The sequence below is a fragment of the Kluyvera ascorbata ATCC 33433 genome, assembly GCF_000735365.1.
GTDB lineage: Bacteria > Pseudomonadota > Gammaproteobacteria > Enterobacterales > Enterobacteriaceae > Kluyvera > Kluyvera ascorbata.
The window spans coordinates 18,321-37,234 of record NZ_JMPL01000034.1 but is presented as its reverse complement, the minus strand read 5'-3'; the positions used below and the strand labels follow the sequence as shown (position 1 = coordinate 37,234).

General features: G+C 56.9%; 15 protein-coding genes and 2 pseudogenes. 13 read left to right on the top strand and 4 right to left on the bottom strand.

Annotated elements, in window-relative coordinates; genetic code table 11:
• A pseudogene (flgA, locus tag GKAS_RS10635) lies at positions 1-185 on the bottom strand (flagellar basal body P-ring formation chaperone FlgA); the annotation flags it as partial.
• Between the two features lie 156 nt (positions 186-341).
• Between flgA and flgB the strand changes: the two are divergent.
• The 11 genes and pseudogenes from flgB to flgL all read left to right on the top strand — a co-directional run bounded on the left by flgB (position 342) and on the right by flgL (position 10,304).
• A complete protein-coding gene (gene flgB / locus GKAS_RS10630; protein WP_035894208.1) occupies positions 342-758 on the top strand; it encodes a flagellar basal body rod protein FlgB in 417 nt (138 codons plus the stop codon).
• Positions 759-761: 3 nt separating this feature from the next.
• On the top strand, positions 762-1,166 hold the full coding sequence (gene flgC, locus GKAS_RS10625; protein WP_035894207.1) for a flagellar basal body rod protein FlgC: 405 nt from the start codon (positions 762-764) through the stop codon (positions 1,164-1,166).
• Positions 1,167-1,178: 12 nt separating this feature from the next.
• Positions 1,179-1,871, top strand: a complete 693-nt coding sequence (gene flgD / locus GKAS_RS10620) for a flagellar hook assembly protein FlgD (protein WP_035894205.1) — start codon at positions 1,179-1,181, stop codon at positions 1,869-1,871.
• A gap of 27 nt (positions 1,872-1,898) precedes the next feature.
• A pseudogene (flgE, locus tag GKAS_RS10615) lies at positions 1,899-3,174 on the top strand (flagellar hook protein FlgE).
• A gap of 20 nt (positions 3,175-3,194) precedes the next feature.
• The gene (locus tag GKAS_RS10610; protein WP_035894203.1) at positions 3,195-3,950 is read left to right on the top strand and encodes a flagellar basal body rod protein FlgF; all 756 of its coding nucleotides are present in this window, start codon (positions 3,195-3,197) and stop codon (positions 3,948-3,950) included.
• An 8-nt stretch (positions 3,951-3,958) separates the two neighbouring features.
• The gene (gene flgG, locus GKAS_RS10605) at positions 3,959-4,741 is read left to right on the top strand and encodes a flagellar basal-body rod protein FlgG (protein ID WP_035894201.1); all 783 of its coding nucleotides are present in this window, start codon (positions 3,959-3,961) and stop codon (positions 4,739-4,741) included.
• A 130-nt stretch (positions 4,742-4,871) separates the two neighbouring features.
• Positions 4,872-5,570 carry a flagellar basal body L-ring protein FlgH gene (gene flgH / locus GKAS_RS10600; protein WP_035894212.1) on the top strand — a complete coding sequence of 233 codons (699 nt, stop codon included), beginning with the start codon at positions 4,872-4,874 and terminating at the stop codon, positions 5,568-5,570.
• An 11-nt stretch (positions 5,571-5,581) separates the two neighbouring features.
• Positions 5,582-6,679 (top strand): flagellar basal body P-ring protein FlgI, encoded by a 1,098-nt coding sequence (locus tag GKAS_RS10595; RefSeq protein WP_035894199.1) that lies wholly within the window; start codon positions 5,582-5,584, stop codon positions 6,677-6,679.
• Entirely contained in the window at positions 6,679-7,629 is a 951-nt protein-coding gene (flgJ, locus tag GKAS_RS10590) for a flagellar assembly peptidoglycan hydrolase FlgJ (RefSeq protein ID WP_035894197.1), read from the top strand. Before GKAS_RS10595 ends, flgJ begins: the two co-directional genes overlap by 1 nt.
• A 63-nt stretch (positions 7,630-7,692) precedes the next feature.
• Entirely contained in the window at positions 7,693-9,354 is a 1,662-nt protein-coding gene (gene flgK / locus GKAS_RS10585; RefSeq protein WP_035894194.1) for a flagellar hook-associated protein FlgK, read from the top strand.
• 14 nt (positions 9,355-9,368) lie between these two features.
• Positions 9,369-10,304 (top strand): flagellar hook-associated protein FlgL, encoded by a 936-nt coding sequence (flgL, locus tag GKAS_RS10580; protein ID WP_035894192.1) that lies wholly within the window; start codon positions 9,369-9,371, stop codon positions 10,302-10,304.
• Positions 10,305-10,387: 83 nt separating this feature from the next.
• Here flgL and GKAS_RS10575 read toward each other — a convergent pair whose 3' ends face one another.
• Positions 10,388-11,602 (bottom strand): MFS transporter, encoded by a 1,215-nt coding sequence (locus GKAS_RS10575; RefSeq protein WP_035894190.1) that lies wholly within the window; start codon positions 11,600-11,602, stop codon positions 10,388-10,390.
• Positions 11,603-11,714: 112 nt separating this feature from the next.
• On the opposite strand from GKAS_RS10575, the gene GKAS_RS10570 reads away from it, so the two are divergent.
• Positions 11,715-12,650 carry a LysR family transcriptional regulator gene (locus GKAS_RS10570; protein WP_035894188.1) on the top strand — a complete coding sequence of 312 codons (936 nt, stop codon included), beginning with the start codon at positions 11,715-11,717 and terminating at the stop codon, positions 12,648-12,650.
• A gap of 46 nt (positions 12,651-12,696) precedes the next feature.
• Here the strand turns inward: GKAS_RS10570 and rne are convergent, their stop codons facing one another.
• Positions 12,697-15,954 (bottom strand): ribonuclease E, encoded by a 3,258-nt coding sequence (gene rne, locus GKAS_RS10565; RefSeq protein ID WP_035894186.1) that lies wholly within the window; start codon positions 15,952-15,954, stop codon positions 12,697-12,699.
• A 657-nt stretch (positions 15,955-16,611) separates the two neighbouring features.
• Between rne and rluC the strand changes: the two genes are divergently transcribed.
• On the top strand, positions 16,612-17,574 hold the full coding sequence (rluC, locus tag GKAS_RS10560) for a 23S rRNA pseudouridine(955/2504/2580) synthase RluC (protein ID WP_167540410.1): 963 nt from the start codon (positions 16,612-16,614) through the stop codon (positions 17,572-17,574).
• A gap of 57 nt (positions 17,575-17,631) precedes the next feature.
• Here rluC and GKAS_RS10555 read toward each other — a convergent pair whose 3' ends face one another.
• On the bottom strand, positions 17,632-18,744 hold the full coding sequence (locus tag GKAS_RS10555; protein ID WP_246870729.1) for a dienelactone hydrolase family protein: 1,113 nt from the start codon (positions 18,742-18,744) through the stop codon (positions 17,632-17,634).
• Positions 18,745-18,914: the final 170 nt, after the last annotated feature.

Sequence of the window (18,914 nt, the reverse complement as noted above, 5' to 3'; positions counted from 1 at the left end):
AACGCGGGCCCGTCGCATGCGAGCTTAAGGTTTTGCGTATTACGCAGCTTCACGGTGACTTCATTACTAAAGCCGGTCAGACGCTGGGTAAAAAATTCAGTGAGCTGCGTCTGGATATCGGCCGCTAAAGCCAATGGGCTAAAGACCAGTGCCGCAGCGATGAGAGGGGCAATGAGCTGACGCATGGAACGCTCCAGTGAATAGATAATGCACGCATTTTACCCATCTTGTCGCCACATCAACGCAACAAATAGCGACGCATATTGCGTTTATTCCGTCGATGACGCGCGTGTAAGGGGATTTAAGCTGTCGGCTGAAACTTTGTCATTTGCGGAGGAGACATGCTCGACAAACTCGACGCCGCCTTACGTTTTCAGCAAGAAGCGCTGAACCTACGCGCTGAACGTCAGGAAATTCTGGCGGCTAATATCGCGAACGCGGATACCCCCGGGTATCAGGCGCGCGATATTGATTTTGCCAGTGAACTCAAAAAAGTAATGGCGCGCGGACGGCCGGAAAGCAGCGGCGTAGCGCTGACGCTGACCTCCGAACGCCATATTCCCGCGCAGACTGTCTCAACGCCAGAGGCTGATCTGCTTTACCGCATTCCCGACCAGCCCGCGATGGATGGTAACACCGTCGACATGGACCGGGAACGTACGCAGTTCGCTGATAACAGCCTCCAGTACCAGACCGGTCTTACGGTTCTTGGCGGACAAATCAAGGGCATGATGAGTGTCCTGCAGCAGGGGAACTAATCCATGGCATTACTCAATATCTTCGACGTCGCCGGGTCGGCGCTCACCGCGCAGTCCAAGCGTCTTAACGTCGCGGCCAGTAACCTCGCCAACGCCGATAGCGTCGCCGGGCCGGACGGTCAGCCGTACCGCGCCAAGCAGGTGGTGTTTCAGGTGGACGCGCCAATAGGGGCGGCAACCGGCGGCGTGAAGGTGGCTGACGTGGTGGAAAGTCAGGAGCCGGACAAGCTGGTCTATCAGCCGGGAAATCCGCTGGCGGACGCCAAGGGCTATGTACGTATGCCTAACGTGGATGTGGTGGGCGAGATGGTCAACACCATGTCGGCGTCGCGCAGCTACCAGGCCAACGTCGAGGTCCTCAACACCGTGAAAAGCATGATGCTGAAAACGTTGACGCTTGGACAATAAGGGAGATAACCGATGTCTATCGTAGCCAATATTAATGATACCACCAGCAGCAGTTCAGCCTCGTCAGCGCTGAACAGCACCGGGACTAACAGTTCATCTGACCTGCAAAGCAGCTTTCTGACGCTGCTGGTGGCTCAGTTGAAAAACCAGGACCCGACCAACCCGCTGCAAAACAACGAATTAACCTCACAGCTGGCACAGATCAGCACCCTGAGCGGCATTGAGAAGCTCAACACCACGCTCGGTTCCATCTCCGGACAAATCGATAGCAGCCAGTCGTTGCAGGCCAGTTCGCTGGTGGGTCACGGCGTGATGATCCCGGGTTCGACCATTCTTGCGGGAAAAAGCAGCAGCGACGACGGCGTCGATACCACGCCGTTTGGCATTGAGCTGACGCAGGCGGCAGACAAAGTCACCGCCACCATTACTGACAGCAGCGGCAAAGTTGTCCGTACTCTGAACGTGGGGGCGCAGACTGCGGGCGTTCATACCTTTACCTGGGATGGCACGTTGGACGATGGCTCTGCGGCGCCGGACGGCGCTTACAAAGTCAGCATTGCCGCAAGCCAGGGCACGACGCAGTTGGTGGTTCAACCGCTGCAGTTCGCGCTGGTGCAGGGCGTAACGCTCGGCAGCGATGGCAACAAATTGGATTTGGGAACGTACGGCACCACTACGCTGGATCAGGTTCGCCAGATTATCTAAGCCTTTAACTATTTCAGGAGAGACGTTATGGCCTTTTCACAAGCGGTCAGCGGTTTAAACGCGGCTGCCACCAACCTCGATGTTATCGGCAACAACATCGCCAACTCCGCCACCTATGGCTTTAAATCCGGCACCGCTTCATTTGCGGATATGTTTGCCGGTTCTAAAGTGGGTCTCGGCGTTAAAGTGGCGGGCATCACCCAGGACTTTACCGACGGTACCACCACCAGCACCGGACGTGCGCTGGATGTGGCCATCAGCCAGAACGGTTTCTTCCGTCTGGTCGACAGCAACGGCTCCGTTTACTACAGCCGTAACGGCCAGTTTAAGCTCGATGAAAACCGTAACCTGGTGAACATGCAGGGGCTGAGCGTCACCGGTTACCCGGCGACCGGCAACCCGGCAACCATCCAGCAGGGGGCAAACCCGGTTGCACTGACCATCCCGAATACGTTGATGTCGGCAAAAACGACGACAACTGCGGCGATGCAGATGAACCTGAACTCTACGGATGCGGCTATCGACACGGCCACTAAGCCATTCGATGCCACCGACCCGGATACCTACAACAAAAAAGGGACCGTGACCGTTTACGACAGTCTGGGTAACTCTCATGACGTTAACGTCTATTACGTGAAAACGACGGATAACAAGTGGGATGTCTACACCCTGGATTCCAGCGTGAAGAATGCCAAGGCGGTGCAGGCCGCTCAGATGGAGTTCAACGATACGGGTACGCTGAAAAGCGTCTCTAACTACAGTCTCGATACCACCACCGGCGATATGGTTCTGGGTGCGGCTAATACCAGCCCGCAAATCGACGTTGAGTTGGAAAGTCTGAACGGCTCGGTTGGTGGTAAAACGTTCTCCCTAAGCTTCCTCAACTCCATGCAACAAAACACCGGCTCCAACGATATCGTTGCCACCACTCAAAACGGCTTCGCGCCGGGTAACCTGGTGAGCTACCAGATCAACGAAGATGGCACCGTGGTGGGGAACGTACTCCAACCAGCAGAGCCAGCTTCTGGGTCAGATCGTGCTGGCGAACTTCGCCAACAACGAAGGCCTGCAATCCGAAGGCGATAACGTCTGGTCCGCGACCCAGTCTTCTGGCGTGGCGCTGCTGGGGACGGCAGGTACCGGTAACTTTGGCTCGCTGACCAACGGCGCGCTCGAGGCTTCCAACGTCGACCTGAGTAAAGAGCTGGTGAATATGATCGTGGCGCAGCGTAACTATCAGTCTAACGCCCAGACCATCAAAACCCAGGATCAGATCCTCAACACGCTGGTTAACCTGCGTTAATCGTCTAATAGGGTGACCTCATGGATCACGCGATATATACGGCAATGGGTGCCGCCAGCCAGACCATGCAGCAGCAGGCGGTCACGGCGAGCAACCTTGCCAATACATCAACGCCGGGCTTTCGCGCCCAGCTAACCGCTATGCGTGCGGTGCCGGTCGTGGGGCCGTCCGTTGAGACGCGTACGCTGGTGGCTGCCACCACGCCGGGCGCGGATATGACCCCAGGCCAACTGGACTACACCGCACGTCCGCTGGACGTCGCCATTCAGCAGGACGGTTGGCTGGCGGTGCAGTCGGCAGATGGTACCGAAGGCTATACCCGTAACGGTAACATCCAGGTCAGCTCCACCGGGCAGCTCACGATTCAGGGCAATCCGGTGATTGGTGAAACCGGGCCGCTGAGCGTGCCGGAAGGCTCGCAGGTGACCATTGCCTCGGACGGCACTATTTCCGCACTGACACCGGGTGACCCGCCTAATACGGTTTCCCCCGTCGGTAAGCTGAAGGTCGTGAAGGCGACGGCAACGGAAGTGGCGCGCGGTGATGATGGACTGTTCCACCTCACGCCGTCGGCGGTTGCGACGCGTGGGCCAACCTTACAGGCTGACCCAACGCTGCGCCTGCAGTCTGGCGTGCTGGAAGGCAGCAACGTAAAACCCGTGGCGGCAATGGCAGACATGATTGCCAGCTCACGCCGTTTTGAAATGCAGATGAAGGTTATCAGCAGCGTGGATGAAAACACGCAGAAAGCTAACCAGTTGCTGTCAATGAGCTAAGGAAAACTATGATCAGTTCATTATGGATCGCGAAAACCGGTCTCGACGCGCAGCAAACCAATATGGACGTTATCGCCAACAACCTGGCGAACGTCAGTACTAATGGTTTTAAGCGCCAGCGCGCGGTGTTTGAAGACTTGCTCTATCAAACCGTTCGCCAGCCGGGTGCGCAATCATCCGAACAAACGACGCTGCCATCAGGCCTGCAGATTGGTACCGGGGTGCGTCCCGTGGCGACCGAACGTCTGCACAGCCAGGGCAACCTGTCGCAGACCAACAACAGTAAAGATGTGGCAATTAAAGGCGACGGGTTTTTCCAGATCCTGCTGCCGGACGGCTCTTCGGCCTATACCCGTGACGGTTCGTTCCAGGTTGACCAGAACGGTCAGTTGGTCACCGCCAGCGGCTATCAGGTACAGCCAGCAATCACCATTCCAGCGAACGCTATCAGCATCACCATCGGCCGTGACGGTATCGTCAGCGTGACCCAGCAGGGGCAGGCTAACCCGGTTCAGGTCGGGCAGCTGAACCTGTCGACCTTTATGAACGACACCGGGCTCGAGAGTATTGGTGAAAACCTGTACATCGAAACCCAGGCCTCCGGCGCGCCGAACGACACCACTCCGGGGCTGAACGGTGCGGGTCTGCTGTATCAGGGTTATGTCGAAACCTCTAACGTCAACGTGGCGGAAGAGCTGGTTAACATGATTCAGGTGCAGCGCGCGTACGAAATTAACAGTAAAGCGGTATCGACGACTGACCAGATGCTGCAAAAACTGACGCAGCTGTAAGGCTTCGCCGGGCGTTCCCCGGAGTCGCTTCGCTCGTCCTGGCTACGACAGGCCGTGTAGCCCGGACGAGGTGTGAATGCCGACTCCGGGCACTCTCGGGGCAAACATTGAGATTCAGAAGAAGAAAGCAATGCAAAAATCCGCAGCGTTTCGTTATCCGCTTTTAACCATTGTCGCCCTCAGCGTGGCAGGGTGTGCTCTGGTGCCGTCTAAGCCGCTGGTGGAAGGGGCGACGACCGCCCAGCCGATTCCTGGCCCGGTCCCGGTGGCGAATGGCTCTATTTTCCAGACCGCGCAGCCGATTAACTACGGCTACCAGCCGCTGTTTGAAGACCGCCGTCCGCGCAATATCGGCGATACGCTGACTATCGTGCTGCAAGAAAACGTCAGTGCGAGCAAAAGCTCGTCGGCTAACGCCAGCCGCGATGGAAAAACGAATTTTGGCTTTGACACCGTACCGCGCTACCTGCAGGGCCTGTTTGGTAATGCGCGCGCCGATGTTGATGCTTCCGGTGGCAACACCTTTAACGGTAAGGGTGGCGCAAACGCCAGCAACACCTTCAGCGGCACGCTGACGGTGACCGTCGATCAGGTGCTGGTCAACGGCAACCTGCATGTCGTGGGTGAAAAGCAAATTGCTATCAACCAGGGCACAGAATTTATCCGCTTCTCCGGGGTGGTTAACCCGCGCACCATCAGCGGCAGCAACACCGTACCGTCCACGCAGGTGGCGGATGCGCGTATCGAATATGTCGGCAACGGCTATATCAACGAAGCGCAGAATATGGGCTGGCTGCAGCGCTTCTTCCTTAACTTATCGCCGATGTAACGAGGTGAACCATGTTTAAAACTCTGCTAACCCTGGCGCTGGTGCTGGTCACCGGCCTGGCGCACGCCGAACGCATTCGCGACCTCACCAGCGTGCAGGGGGTGAGGGAAAACTCGCTGATTGGCTATGGCCTGGTGGTGGGGCTTGATGGCACGGGTGACCAGACGACGCAAACGCCGTTTACCACTCAGAGCCTTAACAACATGCTCTCCCAGTTAGGGATCACCGTGCCAGCAGGCACCAACATGCAGCTGAAAAACGTGGCGGCGGTGATGGTCACCGCGCAGCTTCCGGCGTTTGGCCGCCAGGGGCAGAACATCGACGTGGTGGTTTCCTCTATGGGTAATGCTAAAAGCCTGCGCGGCGGTACGCTGCTGATGACTCCGCTGAAAGGCGTGGACAGCCAGGTGTATGCGCTGGCGCAGGGCAACATTCTGGTCGGCGGCGCTGGTGCCGCGGCCGGTGGAAGCAGCGTGCAGGTGAACCAGCTGAACGGCGGGCGTATTACCGGCGGGGCGACCATTGAACGTGAGCTGCCTACGCAGTTCGGCGCGGGTAACACCATCAACCTGCAGCTGAATGACGATGACTTCACCATGGCGCAGCAGATTGCCAACACCATTAACCGTCGCAGCAGCCTCGGTAACGCTACCGCGCTGGATGCGCGTACTGTACAGGTGCGCGCGCCGGTGGGCGGCAGCGGTCAGGTACGTCTTCTGGCGGATATTCAAAACCTTGAGGTAGGTACCACGCCGCAGGATGCGAAGATCATTATCAACTCCCGTACCGGCTCCGTGGTGATGAACCGCGAAGTGACGCTGGATAGCTGTGCTGTCGCGCAAGGTAACCTGTCCGTTACCGTTAACCGCTCCGCACAGGTGAACCAGCCGGATACGCCGTTTGCTGGCGGCCGTACCGTGGTTACGCCGCAGACGCAGATTGACCTTCGCCAGAGCGGCGGTTCGCTGCAGAGCATTCGCGCTAGCGCCAACCTGAACAACGTGGTGCGTGCGCTGAACGCGTTGGGGGCAACGCCAATCGACCTGATGTCGATTATTCAGGCGATGCAGAGCGCAGGCTGCCTGCGCGCCAAGGTGGAGATTGTCTGATGCTGACCGACAGCAAACTACTGGCGAGCGCCGCCTGGGACGCGCAGTCGCTGAACGAGCTGAAAACCAAGGCCGGACAGGACCCGCAGGCCAACCTGCGGCCGGTGGCGCGTCAGGTGGAAGGGATGTTCGTGCAGATGATGCTGAAAAGCATGCGTGAAACGCTGCCGAAAGACGGTCTTTTCAGCAGCGAACAGACGCGGCTTTACACCAGTATGTATGACCAGCAAATCGCCCAACAGATGACGGCAGGAAAAGGCCTTGGTCTGGCGGAGGAGATGGTCAAGCAGCTGTCGGCACAGCAGCAGGAGCCGGCCGACAATGTCGGCCAGGTGCCGATGAAGTTCGATATGCAGACGGTCACCAGCTACCAGAACGCCGCGCTGACGCAGATGGTGCGTAAAGCGCTCCCGAAGGCGCCGGATAATAGCGACACGCCGCTTTCCGGCGATAGCAAAGACTTCCTCGCCCAGCTGTCGCTTCCGGCACGGCTGGCGAGTGAGCAGAGCGGTATTCCTCACCACCTGATTCTGGCGCAGGCGGCGCTGGAGTCCGGCTGGGGGCAGCGACAGATCCGTCGGGAAAACGGTGAACCAAGCTTCAACCTGTTTGGTGTGAAAGCGTCCGGTGACTGGAAGGGTAAGGTGACGGAAATCACCACCACGGAATTTGAAAACGGCGAAGCGAAGAAGGTGAAGGCGAAGTTCCGTGTCTACAGCTCCTATCTTGAGGCGCTGTCTGACTATGTGAATCTGCTAACGCGTAACCCACGCTATGCGGCGGTAACCTCGGCATCAACGGCAGAGCAGGGCGCGCAGGCGCTACAAAACGCAGGTTATGCCACCGATCCGCAGTATGCGCGCAAACTCACCAGCATGATTCAACAGCTGAAAGCGATGAGCGATAAGGTCAGCAATGCCTATCGTAACGACATCGAAAATCTGTTCTGATGAGCCTCAAGTTTGCCGCCCGCCATCCGATAAGTAATACCATGGTCTAAAGAAGGAGCGTTCATGTCCAGTTTAATTAACAGCGCGATGAGCGGGCTGAGCGCCGCACAGTCGGCGCTGAATACCACCAGTAACAATATCTCCAGCTATAACGTCGCTGGCTACACCCGTCAGACGACGGTGCTGGCAGCAGCCAACAGTACGCTTGGTGCGGGCGGTTGGGTGGGCAATGGCGTTAATGTCTCCAGCATTCAGCGTGAATATAACGCCTTTATCACCAACCAGCTGCGTTCGGCGCAAAGCCAGAGCAGCGGTTTGAGTACGCGTTACGATCAGGTTTCTAAGCTCGACAACATGTTTGCGAGCACGACCAATAACATCTCGACGACCCTGCAGGATTTCTTCAGCAGCCTGCAGACGCTGGTGAGCAACGCCGAAGATCCGGCGGCACGCCAGACCGTGCTGGGTAAGGCCGATGGCGTGGTAAACCAGTTCAAGGTTGCTGACCAGTATCTGCGTGACCAGGACAAGCAGATCAACCTGAGTATTTCGTCGACCGTTGATCAGATAAACAACTACACCTCGCAGATTGCCAGCCTCAATGACAAAATTTCACGTCTGACCGGCGTAGGCGCAGGCGCATCGCCAAACGATCTGCTGGACCAGCGCGATCAGCTGGTGAGCGACCTGAACAAGCTGGTGGGCGTTGAAGTCAACGTCCAGGATGGCAGCACCTACAACATCACCATGGCAAACGGCTATACGCTGGTGGCGGGGACCAAGTCTAACCAACTGGCGGCGGTACCGAGCAGTGCCGATCCAACGCGGACGACTGTGGCTTATGTTGATAACGTGGCGGGCAATGTTGAGATCCCGGAAAAGCTGCTGACGACCGGTTCACTGGGCGGCATGTTGACGTTCCGCTCTCAGGATCTGGACCAGACGCGCAATAGCCTGAACCAGATGGCGCTGGCCTTTGCCGACGCTTTCAACACGGTGCATAAGCAAGGCGTTGATGCCAACGGCGATACCGGCGAGAATTTCTTCTCCTTCGGCAAACCGTCCGTTCTGGCAAACAGTAAAAATACCGGCGACGCAGAGCTGACGGCAAGCGTTAGTAAGTCATCTGCGGTACAGGCGACGGATTACCGTGTGGTGAAAACCGACAGCGGTTGGCAGGTGACGCGCACTTCCGATAACACCACCGTGAAGCTGGATGCGGATAGCGATGCGACCACGCTGAAATTTGACGGCCTGTCGGTTTCTATTGGCGGAACGGGCGCAGCAAATACCGGTGATAGCTTCACCGTTAAGCCGGTCAGCGACACTATCGTCAACATGAAAGTCGCTATCAGCAGCGAGTCTGAAATTGCGATGGGGCTGCCGGACGCTAACGGTGACAGCGTTGGTGAGAGCGATAACCGCAACGGTCAGGCGCTGTTGGATCTGCAAAACAGTAAAGTGGTTGGCGGCTCGAAGAGCTTCAGCGATGCCTACGCGGCGCTGGTGAGTAGCATCGGTACCAAAACCTCGACGCTGAAGAGCAGCAGTACCACGCAGACAAACGTGGTCACCCAATTAACCGAGCAGCAGCAGTCTATCTCCGGGGTGAACCTCGATGAAGAATACGGCAACCTGCAGCTTTATCAACAGTACTATCTGGCCAATGCGCAGGTGCTGCAAACCGCAAGCACCATCTTCGACGCATTAATCAATATTCGCTAAGAAGAGGGACCATCATGCGCGTTAGTACCTTAATGATGTATCAGCAGAACATGAGAGGCATTACCGATTCTCAATCTGCATGGTTGAAGTATGGCGAACAGATGTCGACCGGCAAGCGCGTTAACCGCGCGTCGGATGACCCGGTTGCGGCCTCGCAGGCGGTGGTGTTGTCGCAGGCACAGGCACAAAACAGCCAGTTTGCGACGGCGCGTACCTTTGCCACGCAGCGCGTGTCGATTGAAGAAAGCACGCTCTCACAGGTGACCACCGCGATTCAGTCGGCGCAGGAAAAGATCGTTAACGCCGGTAACGGCACGCTGAGCGATGATGACCGCGCCTCACTGGCAACTGAACTGCAGGGGATCCGTGACCAGATCCTCAACCTGGCAAACAGTACCGACGGTAACGGGCGCTATATTTTTGCCGGTTATAAAACGGATACGGCGCCGTTTGACGACCAGGGCACCTACGTGGGTGGTGCGCTCAACGTCGAACAGCAGGTTGATACATCACGCACCATGGTGATTGGACATACCGGTAATCTGGTGTTTGACAGTGCGACCAGTAATGCGAAGCCAGATGCGGACACCAATATCTTTAAAGCGCTGGACTCCGCGATTGCCGCGTTGAACACGCCTGTTGAAGATGATGATACCGCAAAAGATACGGCGGCAGCGGCAATCGATCGTACTAACCGTAGCCTGAGTAACTCATTGAACAACGTGCTGTCCGTGCGCGCCGAATTAGGTACCCAGCTTAATGAACTCGACAAGCTCGATTCACTGGGTGATGACCGTGCGCTGGCGCAAACACAGCAGATGAGTAACCTGGTCGATGTAGACTGGAACGAAACGATTTCGAATTACACCATGCAGCAAACCGCACTACAGGCAGCGTACAAAGCGTTTACGGATATGCAGGGAATGTCGCTGTTCCAACTGAATAAATAAAACATGTAAGTTTTGACATATCTGGAAACTGGATATGTTTTATCGCCCGCGTCATCACCCCGTCGCGGGCTTTTTTTCAGCTTCTATTGTGCATTGAGCGCGGTGTTACGCAGGCGGTAGGTTTCACTGACGCGAATAGCCAGTGCAACCAGACCCGCAACGGTCGCCAGAATCACCACACCTTCCCAACCGGCCATGGCATAAACCTGCGTACCCAGCACCGACCCAACCGACATCCCAATAAACACCCCGGTGAACAGCAGCGCGTTCAGGCGGCCACGTGCCTGTGGCTCCAGGCTATAAACCAGATTCTGGTGTGCCACCAGACTTGACTGCAGGCCAAGGTCGAAGCCCACGGCGGAGACGGCAATCAGCACCAGTTGCGCCATCGGCGGCAGGGCAGGGAGCAGCAGCATCAGGGCGAACGAGAGGCTGACCAGTAGCGCACCCAGCTGTGTGACTTTCTCGGCACCGACTTTATCGGCTAAACCACCTGCCAGCGGCGCGGCTAAAGCACCTGCTGCACCGGCGATACCGAACCCCCCGGCAACGGCGCTGCCCATGTGGTAGTGCTCGGCCAGCATCACGGCAAGCGTAGACCAGAACGCACTAAAGGCGATAGAGAGAAAACCTTGCGCCATGGCGGCACGACGCAGCGTTGGGTAGCGACGCCACAGGTGTGCCATCGACACCATCAGCGCTGGGTAGTGCAGCTCTGAGTGGGCGGCAAAGTTTGGCAGCACGCGCCACAGCAGCGCTCCAATCAGCGCGATACTGACGGCGGCAGCCTGATACATCACGCGCCAGCCAAAGAGTTCGCCGACCACGCCGCTTACGGTACGTGATAACAGGATGCCGAGCAGCAGACCGGTCATCACCGTGCCCACCATTTTCCCCTGTTTACCCGCAGGGGCAAGGATGGCGGCGGCGGGCACAATATCCTGCGCCATGGTCGCGGCCATCCCGATAAGCAGGCTTATCGCCAGCAGAGAATGAAATTGCTGGGTCAGGCTATAAATCAGTAGCAGCACGGCCAGCGCCAGACTTTTAAACAGAATCAGCGTTCTGCGGTCATAGCGGTCGCCCAGCGGCAACAGGAATAAAATGCCCAGTGCATAACCAGCCTGAGTCAGCGTGGGAATCAGCCCCATCCCTTCGACGCTGAGATTTAAGGTTGCGCCCATCAGCGGCAGCAGCGGCTGTGCGTAGTAAATGGCGGCGACGCTAAATCCAGCGCCCAATGCCAGTATGAAAATAAGCAGGCTGTTGACCTGTGTTGATGCGGTGTGACTGTTCATGATGTTGTTGTCCTCAACGGTGTATGAGGCGCATTTTCCGCGTCTTTGGGGTGGAGTGGTAGCCAGCCTGGTGGTAAAACAGTTATACGTTTGGCGTATAGGAAAAGTGATAATGAAAAGAAATGAGCGTATAGACCGCGTAGAGCTGATGCGGACCTTTATTCGTATCGTGGAATCCGGCTCGCTCTCCGCGGCGGCCAGGCAGTTGCAGACTACTCAGGCCACCGTCAGCCGACGCCTGCAATCGCTGGAGGAGATGCTGGGAGCCAGGCTGCTGCAACGGTCCACGCACGCCATGAAGCTGACCGACGATGGCGAACGCTGCTATCAACACGCTCGTCAGGTGGTGGAGTCATGGCTGGCGCTGGAAGATGCACTACAGTTTGCCGATGACCAGCCGGTCGGGACGCTGCGGGTGCGCGCTCCGCATGCGTTTGGTCAGCAGCAGCTGTTGATGCCGCTGGTGGGCTTTCTGGCACGCTATCCGCAGCTGTCGGTGGAGTGGATGCTGCATGACAAAGCGGTGGACTTCATCAGCGATAATATTGATTGCGCCATTCGCGTTGGCGCTGATGTCGACCCGGCGACGGTATCGGTGCTGCTGGCTGAAGTCCCGCGCTGTATTGTTGCGTCACCTGAACTGCTGAGTCGTTATCCGGCGGTAGAGAATCCCGAGCAGCTTTCGGCATTACCGTGGATTGCTATCAGTACCTTCTACCAGCATGAAGTGGTATTGCGTCAGGCGGGGAGCGACCAGCTGGCCAATGTGGCGGTGGCGGCGCGGTTGAGCACCGACAGCCTGTATGTGGCGAAGAACGCGGCACTGGCGCATGTTGGTGTGGCGGTCGTGTCGAGCTGGACGGTGGAAGCGGAGCTGGCAAGCGGACAGTTGATTGAGTTGCTGCCACAGTGGCAGGCAGCGCCGTTGCCGGTGCATCTGGTATACCCGTGGGCGCGGTATTACCCAACGCGGCTGCGAAAATTTCTCGACCTGATGCGGGAAGTCATGCCGCAAATCGCCGGGATGCAGCAGCCGAAAAAAGGCTAAAAAAAATCGGCCGCCAGGGCCGATTTTTTATTTTACTCGCGAGCGGTTATTCAACCGGCTGCGGGCGGGTTGGACCTGAGGTCGCGGTATGGGTTGCGCTGTGACCACCGGCAGAACCTTTACCGTCGAAATCAAAGGCGGGGCGAACCCAGTTGCTGTGACGCGGCGCTTCAGGCACGTAGGTTGGCGCTGGTGCGCGAGTCATTGGTGCCGTTGCGTGATGAGCTGCAGCAGGAGCTGGCTCAGCGGCAACCGGCGCTTCGACTACCGGTGTTGGAGCAACCACTGGCGCTTCAACGACCGGAGTTGCTACAACCACTGGCGCTTCTACTTCAGGCGTTGCTACGACAGGCGCTTCAACCACTGGCTCAGCGGCGGCCGGTGCTTCCACGTTGGCTTCTTCAACCGGTGCTGTGGTTTCGGCAACCGGCTGTACCGGTGCTTCTTCAACAACGACTGGCTCTTCAGCTACCGCTTCTGCAACAACTGGCGCAGGCGCTTCTTCCTGGGCTGGTGCGGCTTCTTCAGCAGCAGCGACAGCAACAGGTTCAACCACGGTTTCTGGCTCAACCGCTTCTGCAGGCTGTACCGGCGCTTCAACAGCCGCAGGTGCTACTGGCTCGGCGGCGGCGATAGGCGCTACGGTTTGCTCAACGGTTTCTGCCACGATTGGTTGCGCAATCTCTTCCTGCTCAACCGGTGCATCAACGATAGCCTGATCCTGAACCTGTGCAACCGGGTAGCGGATCCACACTTTACCGGATGCCAGTTCTGGCGACGCACAGGCGACGGTCAGCGGCATTGGTGATTGGGTTGGATAACGCTCATCGCGGTAACGACGACGACGCTGGCCGCTAACGCGCAGGTGACGCGGAGAACGACGGGAACGACGCGGCATACCATTGTTATCACGGCCTTCAGCGCTATCGTCCTGCTCGGTCTGAGCCTGTGCGTCAACAACGGCTGGCAGATCAACTTTCGCCAGAGCGGTACGCGGTGCTTCTTCCTGCTGCGGTTCATCTGCAATCAGTTCACGCGCTGCGGTCTGCTCAGGGGTTTCGATACGCACTTTCTGCGACAGCTGACGCGGCTTGCGGCGCGGCATAGTCTGAACGCGTTCTTCCTGTGCAGCTTCGTCGACAACGACCGGCTGTTCTTCGCGGGTCTGCTGCTTGGCTTCCTGCGGCTGCTGACGTTTTTCGTCATTGCGGCGGCGGTTACGTTCGCGGCGGGACTGCTGCTGATCGTCACGGGATTTCGCTTTCTCGCTGTCGTCTACGGCAGCAACCTGGCGGTTTTCACGAGCTTCACCGGTCTGCTGCGGTTTTTCACGACGGTTACGACGGTTGTCCTCGCGACCTTCACGGTTTTCGCGCGGTTCACGGCCTTCGGCGTTTTCACCACGGTCGTTACGTTCGTTGCGATCGCCACGGCGGTCGTTACGGTCACCGCGATCGTTGCGGTCACGACGGTTGTTCTGACGCGGTTTGCGACGTTCCTGTTGACGTTCAGGCTTGGCTTCCTGTTTCTCTGGCTGAGCTTCAACCGGTGCTTCCGGTGTACCGGCAAACAGTTTTTTCAGCGCGCCGAAGAAGCGGGAGATAAGGCCCGGTGCGGCAGGGGCTGCAGCAACGGCAGCTTTCGGCTGTGGTGCAGCGGCAACCGCGGCTTTTTCTGTCGCAGACGTTGGTGGTACTTCAGGCATCACGAAGGTCGCCAGCGCCGGCTGTTCTGGCAGCTTACGCTCAACGAACTCTTCTTCTACCGGCAGCGCCATCGCTTCTTCATGCAGCTTCGGCAGCAGGTAGCTCAGGGTAGTGGTCTCTTCACCTTTACGCACGCGCAGTACGGAGTAGTGCGGAGTTTCCATCTGATCGTTTGGCACGATAATGCAGCGAACATCGCCCTGACGGGATTCGATGGCGCTGATAGCGGCGCGCTTTTCGTTCAGCAGGTAAGAGGCAATTGGCACTGGGACAATTGCGTGAACTTCTTTGGTGTTCTCTTTCAGCGCTTCTTCTTCAATCAGACGCAGAATGGAGAGCGACAGCGATTCGTTGTCACGCACGGTACCGGTACCGGAGCAGCGTGGGCAGACGTGATGGCTGGATTCACCAAGAGAAGGGCTCAGACGCTGACGGGACATCTCCAGCAGACCGAAGCGCGAAATGTGGCTAATCTGGATACGCGCACGGTCCTGACGCACCGCTTCACGCAGACGGTTTTCAACCGCGCGCTGGTGGCGTACCGGGGTCATGTCGATAAAGTCGATAACGATCAGGCCACCGAGGTCACGCAGGCGGAGCTGACGGGCGATTTCATCGGCCGCTTCCAGGTTGGTGTTGAATGCGGTTTCTTCGATGTCGCCGCCGCGGGTTGCACGCGCGGAGTTGATATCGATAGCGGTCAGCGCTTCGGTGCTATCGATAACGATAGAGCCGCCTGACGGCAGACGGACTTCACGCTGGAAAGCGGATTCGATCTGCGATTCAATTTGGTAGTGACTGAACAGCGGGATTTCGCCGGTGTACAGTTTGATTTTGCTGCTGAAATCTGGACGACCCAGCGCAGAAATGTGCTGACGCGCCATTTCCATCACTTTCGGGTTGTCGATCAGGATTTCGCCGATGTCCTGGCGCAGGTAGTCGCGGAAGGCACGAACGATGACGTTACTTTCCTGGTGAATCAGGAACGGAGCAGCGCGGCTTTCAGCGGCTTTCTGGATAGCTTCCCAGTGCTTAAGGCGGAAGCTTAAGTCCCACTGCAGCGCTTCGGCGGATTTACCCACACCTGCGGTACGTACGATTAAGCCCATGCCGTCTGGCAGCTCGAGGCTTGCCAGCGCTTCTTTCAGCTCAGTGCGATCGTCACCTTCGATGCGACGGGAGATACCGCCAGCACGTGGGTTATTCGGCATCAGCACCAGATAGCTACCCGCAAGGCTGATAAAGGTGGTCAGTGCAGCGCCTTTGTTGCCGCGCTCTTCTTTATCAATCTGAACAATGACTTCCTGACCCTCGCGCAGGACGTCTTTGATATTCGGACGGCCATGAGCGTTGTAATTAGCAGGGAAGTATTCGCGAGCAATTTCTTTGAGAGGGAGGAAACCATGACGTTCGGCGCCGTAATCAACAAATGCGGCTTCGAGGCTTGGCTCAATACGGGTAATTTTGCCTTTGTAGATGTTCGCTTTTTTCTGTTCGTGTCCTGGGCTTTCAATATCCAGATCGTACAGACGCTGCCCATCAACGAGGGCGACACGCAACTCTTCCTGCTGAGTTGCGTTGATTAACATTCTTTTCATCGTAACTTACTCATTATTCTTACATTGACGACTAAGCTGCGAGCAGAGTGTTGCCTTTCCGGGGTAAACCGATGGCCTCGTGACTATTCACGTCGCCAACCTCACGGTTGTCGCTCGCTTAAGAGGCGCAGAGTGTCGGTAGCCTGTGTTTCAAGCGGAAACACAGCGCAATTATTTGGGGAACAGCCTGGGATAACTCTCCAGAGAAGATTCCATTTATACTCGTCATCTTTCAGAAGGTAGAGGTCTGCACGGATGTTTCCCGTTGCGTTTTCTGTCTGCCATCTAAAATTCGTACAGTATATGTACCGGTAAGGACTGCAACTCGCAGCCCGCTAACTGTCTGAAAGATCAATACGTCTTACGCCATTGCTGCGTGGATGATCGGACAGACAAAACTGGTCATTCCGTAAATATCCTTGTTATTCCAGGTTCAACACGGAAAACAGATTCATTATTCCTTGCTAACCTAGTTATAGCAAGATGACTTTCACCTTTTATCACCCGGTTACTCACAGTTTTTTCACCTGCTGGATGCGATTGTTCTAATAACAAACAATTCGCGGGCAGAAGCAACGAGAGTAATCAGGTAATGATAAATATAAGCATAGAAAAATGAGTGGCGCTATCGAGCGGGGATATTTAGAATCGCGCACCATGAAAACTGAGACTCCAACCGTAAAAATGGTTGCCATCAGCGCTGATGAAGCCGGGCAACGAATCGATAACTTTTTGCGCACCCAACTCAAGGGTGTGCCGAAGAGCATGATCTATCGCATCCTGCGTAAGGGCGAAGTGCGGGTAAACAAAAAACGCATTAAACCTGAATACAAGCTGGAAGCGGGTGATGAAGTGCGCATCCCGCCGGTACGCGTTGCCGAGCGTGAAGAAGATGCCGTATCACCGCATCTGCAAAAAGTCGCAGCCTTGAGCGATGTGATCCTCTATGAAGACGAACATATCCTGGTGCTGAACAAACCTTCGGGCACCGCGGTGCACGGCGGTAGTGGCCTGAGCTTTGGCGTCATTGAAGGCCTGCGAGCCCTGCGCCCGGAAGCGCGCTTCCTGGAATTGGTTCACCGCCTGGACCGCGATACCTCCGGCGTACTGCTGGTGGCGAAGAAGCGTTCGGCGCTGCGTTCACTGCATGAACAGCTGCGCGAGAAGGGGATGCAAAAAGATTACCTGGCGCTGGTCCGTGGACAGTGGCAATCCCATGTCAAAGTAGTGCAGGCGCCGTTGCTGAAAAATATTCTGCAAAGCGGTGAGCGCATCGTGCGCGTGAATCAGGAAGGGAAGCCGTCGGAAACCCGCTTTAAGGTGGAAGAGCGCTATACCCACGCGACGCTGGTTCGCTGCAGCCCGGTGACGGGACGTACCCACCAGATTCGTGTCCACACGCTGCATGCCGGTCATCCTATCGCCTTTGATGACCGCTATGGAGATCGTGAGTTTGATAAACAGCTGGCGGGTACCGGGCTGAACCGTCTGTTTCTGCATGCGGCCGCGCTGAAGTTTACGCATCCGGGTACCGGCGAAGTGCTGCGTATCGAAGCGCCGATGGATGACCAGCTCAAGCGCTGCCTGCAGGTACTGCGCAATCAAAGCAAGCAGCAGTAAGCCGTTAGGCCGGATGGCGCTTCGCTTATCCGGCCTACTAACCTCTCTTATTTCCTCTCACTTCAGCCATTTATCCAGCCAGGGGAAAACTTCCTCCTGTTGTTGCTGGTAAAACACGTGACCCAATGCTTGCCAGGTTTTGGTGACGAGCCTATCGTCGGCGTTTTGCGAAGACCAGACACGGTGCGCTTTAGCAAAGGCATCGTTGACGGCGTCCGCAGGGAACAGCTTGTCCTGACCGCCGCTGAATATCAGCATTGGCTTCGGCGCGGCGAGGCTCGCAATATCGGGGATATCCATTTTCGCAGGCATTCCCGGGTGCAGCATGTAGAAGGCGGATTGGCCGCGCAGCACATTGTTGCCCGGTGTCATCAGACCGTTGTAGGTACCGAACCAGGAGATGACCGCCGTCGCCGCCACTTTGTCGGAAAGCGCCGCGAGCTGCCAGGCGCGGAAGCCCCCCATCGAGAAGCCGAGCACGCCAATACGTTGACTGTCGACGCTTTTCAGCGAAGCGATAAAATCAACGGTACGCATATCTTCATAGGCCACTTCACCGGCCAGTGAGCGCCCAAGATTGAAATAGTTACTTGCCAGCGCCTGCTGCTGTTCATAGACCATCGGCCCGCGGTCGCCCCAGCCGGGGCTATCGATAGCGATAACCACATAGCCGCGTTTAGCCAGTTCGTCGCCGATAAAGCGCCCGGTGAAGAATTTATCGGCCCAGGCCTGGGCGCTAGCGAGTTGTTCTGCGTTACCCCAAGGCCGGATAAGCTTCTCTTTACCGATATCAAACTTCGAACCGTGGTCGTGCAGCAGAACAACCGCGGGATGTGGACCCGGGGTTTTAGGCGTGAGCATTAACGCAGCGATGCGATTATCGTCGGTGATGTTAAGGGAAAGCTTTTCTGCGGTGTAGCTGCCCCGGTCTTCGCTGGCAATAATTTTGGCATCGAAGGGCTTCGTTGAGTCAGGGGTGAGCAGCGATTGACGGAATTCCTGGCGAGCATGCTGCTGCCACTGTTTGAAGTCGGTGTAGTGCCCTGAAAGCCAGGAATCGGGGTACTGCATTTGCGATTTCATCTGCTGCCAGCTGGCGGGAAGATTGCCTTCAGTAATGCCCTGACGCTGCCAGTCATCTGCGGCATTGGCCTGCACCGCAGTCAGCATTGCCAGTATAAAGAACAGTTTATGTTTGCCACGCATCCTCTCTCCTTAAATTAAAATAATGTTTCAATGTAGAGGGTGGATTGTAATGGCGGTGAAAAAATAAACTGTGATCGTGAGTGGGATTTCCCGGCGTCGCTGCGCTCGGCCGGGCTACACTCGAGGTGGGGGCA

Excerpts from the sequence above, each read along its gene's own strand:
- flgC (WP_035894207.1), top strand. The coding sequence starts at position 762 with ATGGCATTACTCAATATCTTCGACGTCGCCGGGTCGGCGCTCACCGCG.
- flgB (WP_035894208.1), top strand. The coding sequence starts at position 342 with ATGCTCGACAAACTCGACGCCGCCTTACGTTTTCAGCAAGAAGCGCTG.
- rne (WP_035894186.1), bottom strand. The coding sequence starts at position 15,954 with ATGAAAAGAATGTTAATCAACGCAACTCAGCAGGAAGAGTTGCGTGTC.
- GKAS_RS10610 (WP_035894203.1), top strand. The coding sequence starts at position 3,195 with ATGGATCACGCGATATATACGGCAATGGGTGCCGCCAGCCAGACCATG.
- flgH (WP_035894212.1), top strand. The coding sequence starts at position 4,872 with ATGCAAAAATCCGCAGCGTTTCGTTATCCGCTTTTAACCATTGTCGCC.
- flgD (WP_035894205.1), top strand. The coding sequence starts at position 1,179 with ATGTCTATCGTAGCCAATATTAATGATACCACCAGCAGCAGTTCAGCC.
- GKAS_RS10570 (WP_035894188.1), top strand. The coding sequence starts at position 11,715 with ATGAAAAGAAATGAGCGTATAGACCGCGTAGAGCTGATGCGGACCTTT.
- flgJ (WP_035894197.1), top strand. The coding sequence starts at position 6,679 with ATGCTGACCGACAGCAAACTACTGGCGAGCGCCGCCTGGGACGCGCAG.
- GKAS_RS10575 (WP_035894190.1), bottom strand. The coding sequence starts at position 11,602 with ATGAACAGTCACACCGCATCAACACAGGTCAACAGCCTGCTTATTTTC.
- GKAS_RS10555 (WP_246870729.1), bottom strand. The coding sequence starts at position 18,744 with ATGCTGACTGCGGTGCAGGCCAATGCCGCAGATGACTGGCAGCGTCAG.
- rluC (WP_167540410.1), top strand. The coding sequence starts at position 16,612 with ATGAAAACTGAGACTCCAACCGTAAAAATGGTTGCCATCAGCGCTGAT.
- flgK (WP_035894194.1), top strand. The coding sequence starts at position 7,693 with ATGTCCAGTTTAATTAACAGCGCGATGAGCGGGCTGAGCGCCGCACAG.
- flgG (WP_035894201.1), top strand. The coding sequence starts at position 3,959 with ATGATCAGTTCATTATGGATCGCGAAAACCGGTCTCGACGCGCAGCAA.
- flgL (WP_035894192.1), top strand. The coding sequence starts at position 9,369 with ATGCGCGTTAGTACCTTAATGATGTATCAGCAGAACATGAGAGGCATT.
- GKAS_RS10595 (WP_035894199.1), top strand. The coding sequence starts at position 5,582 with ATGTTTAAAACTCTGCTAACCCTGGCGCTGGTGCTGGTCACCGGCCTG.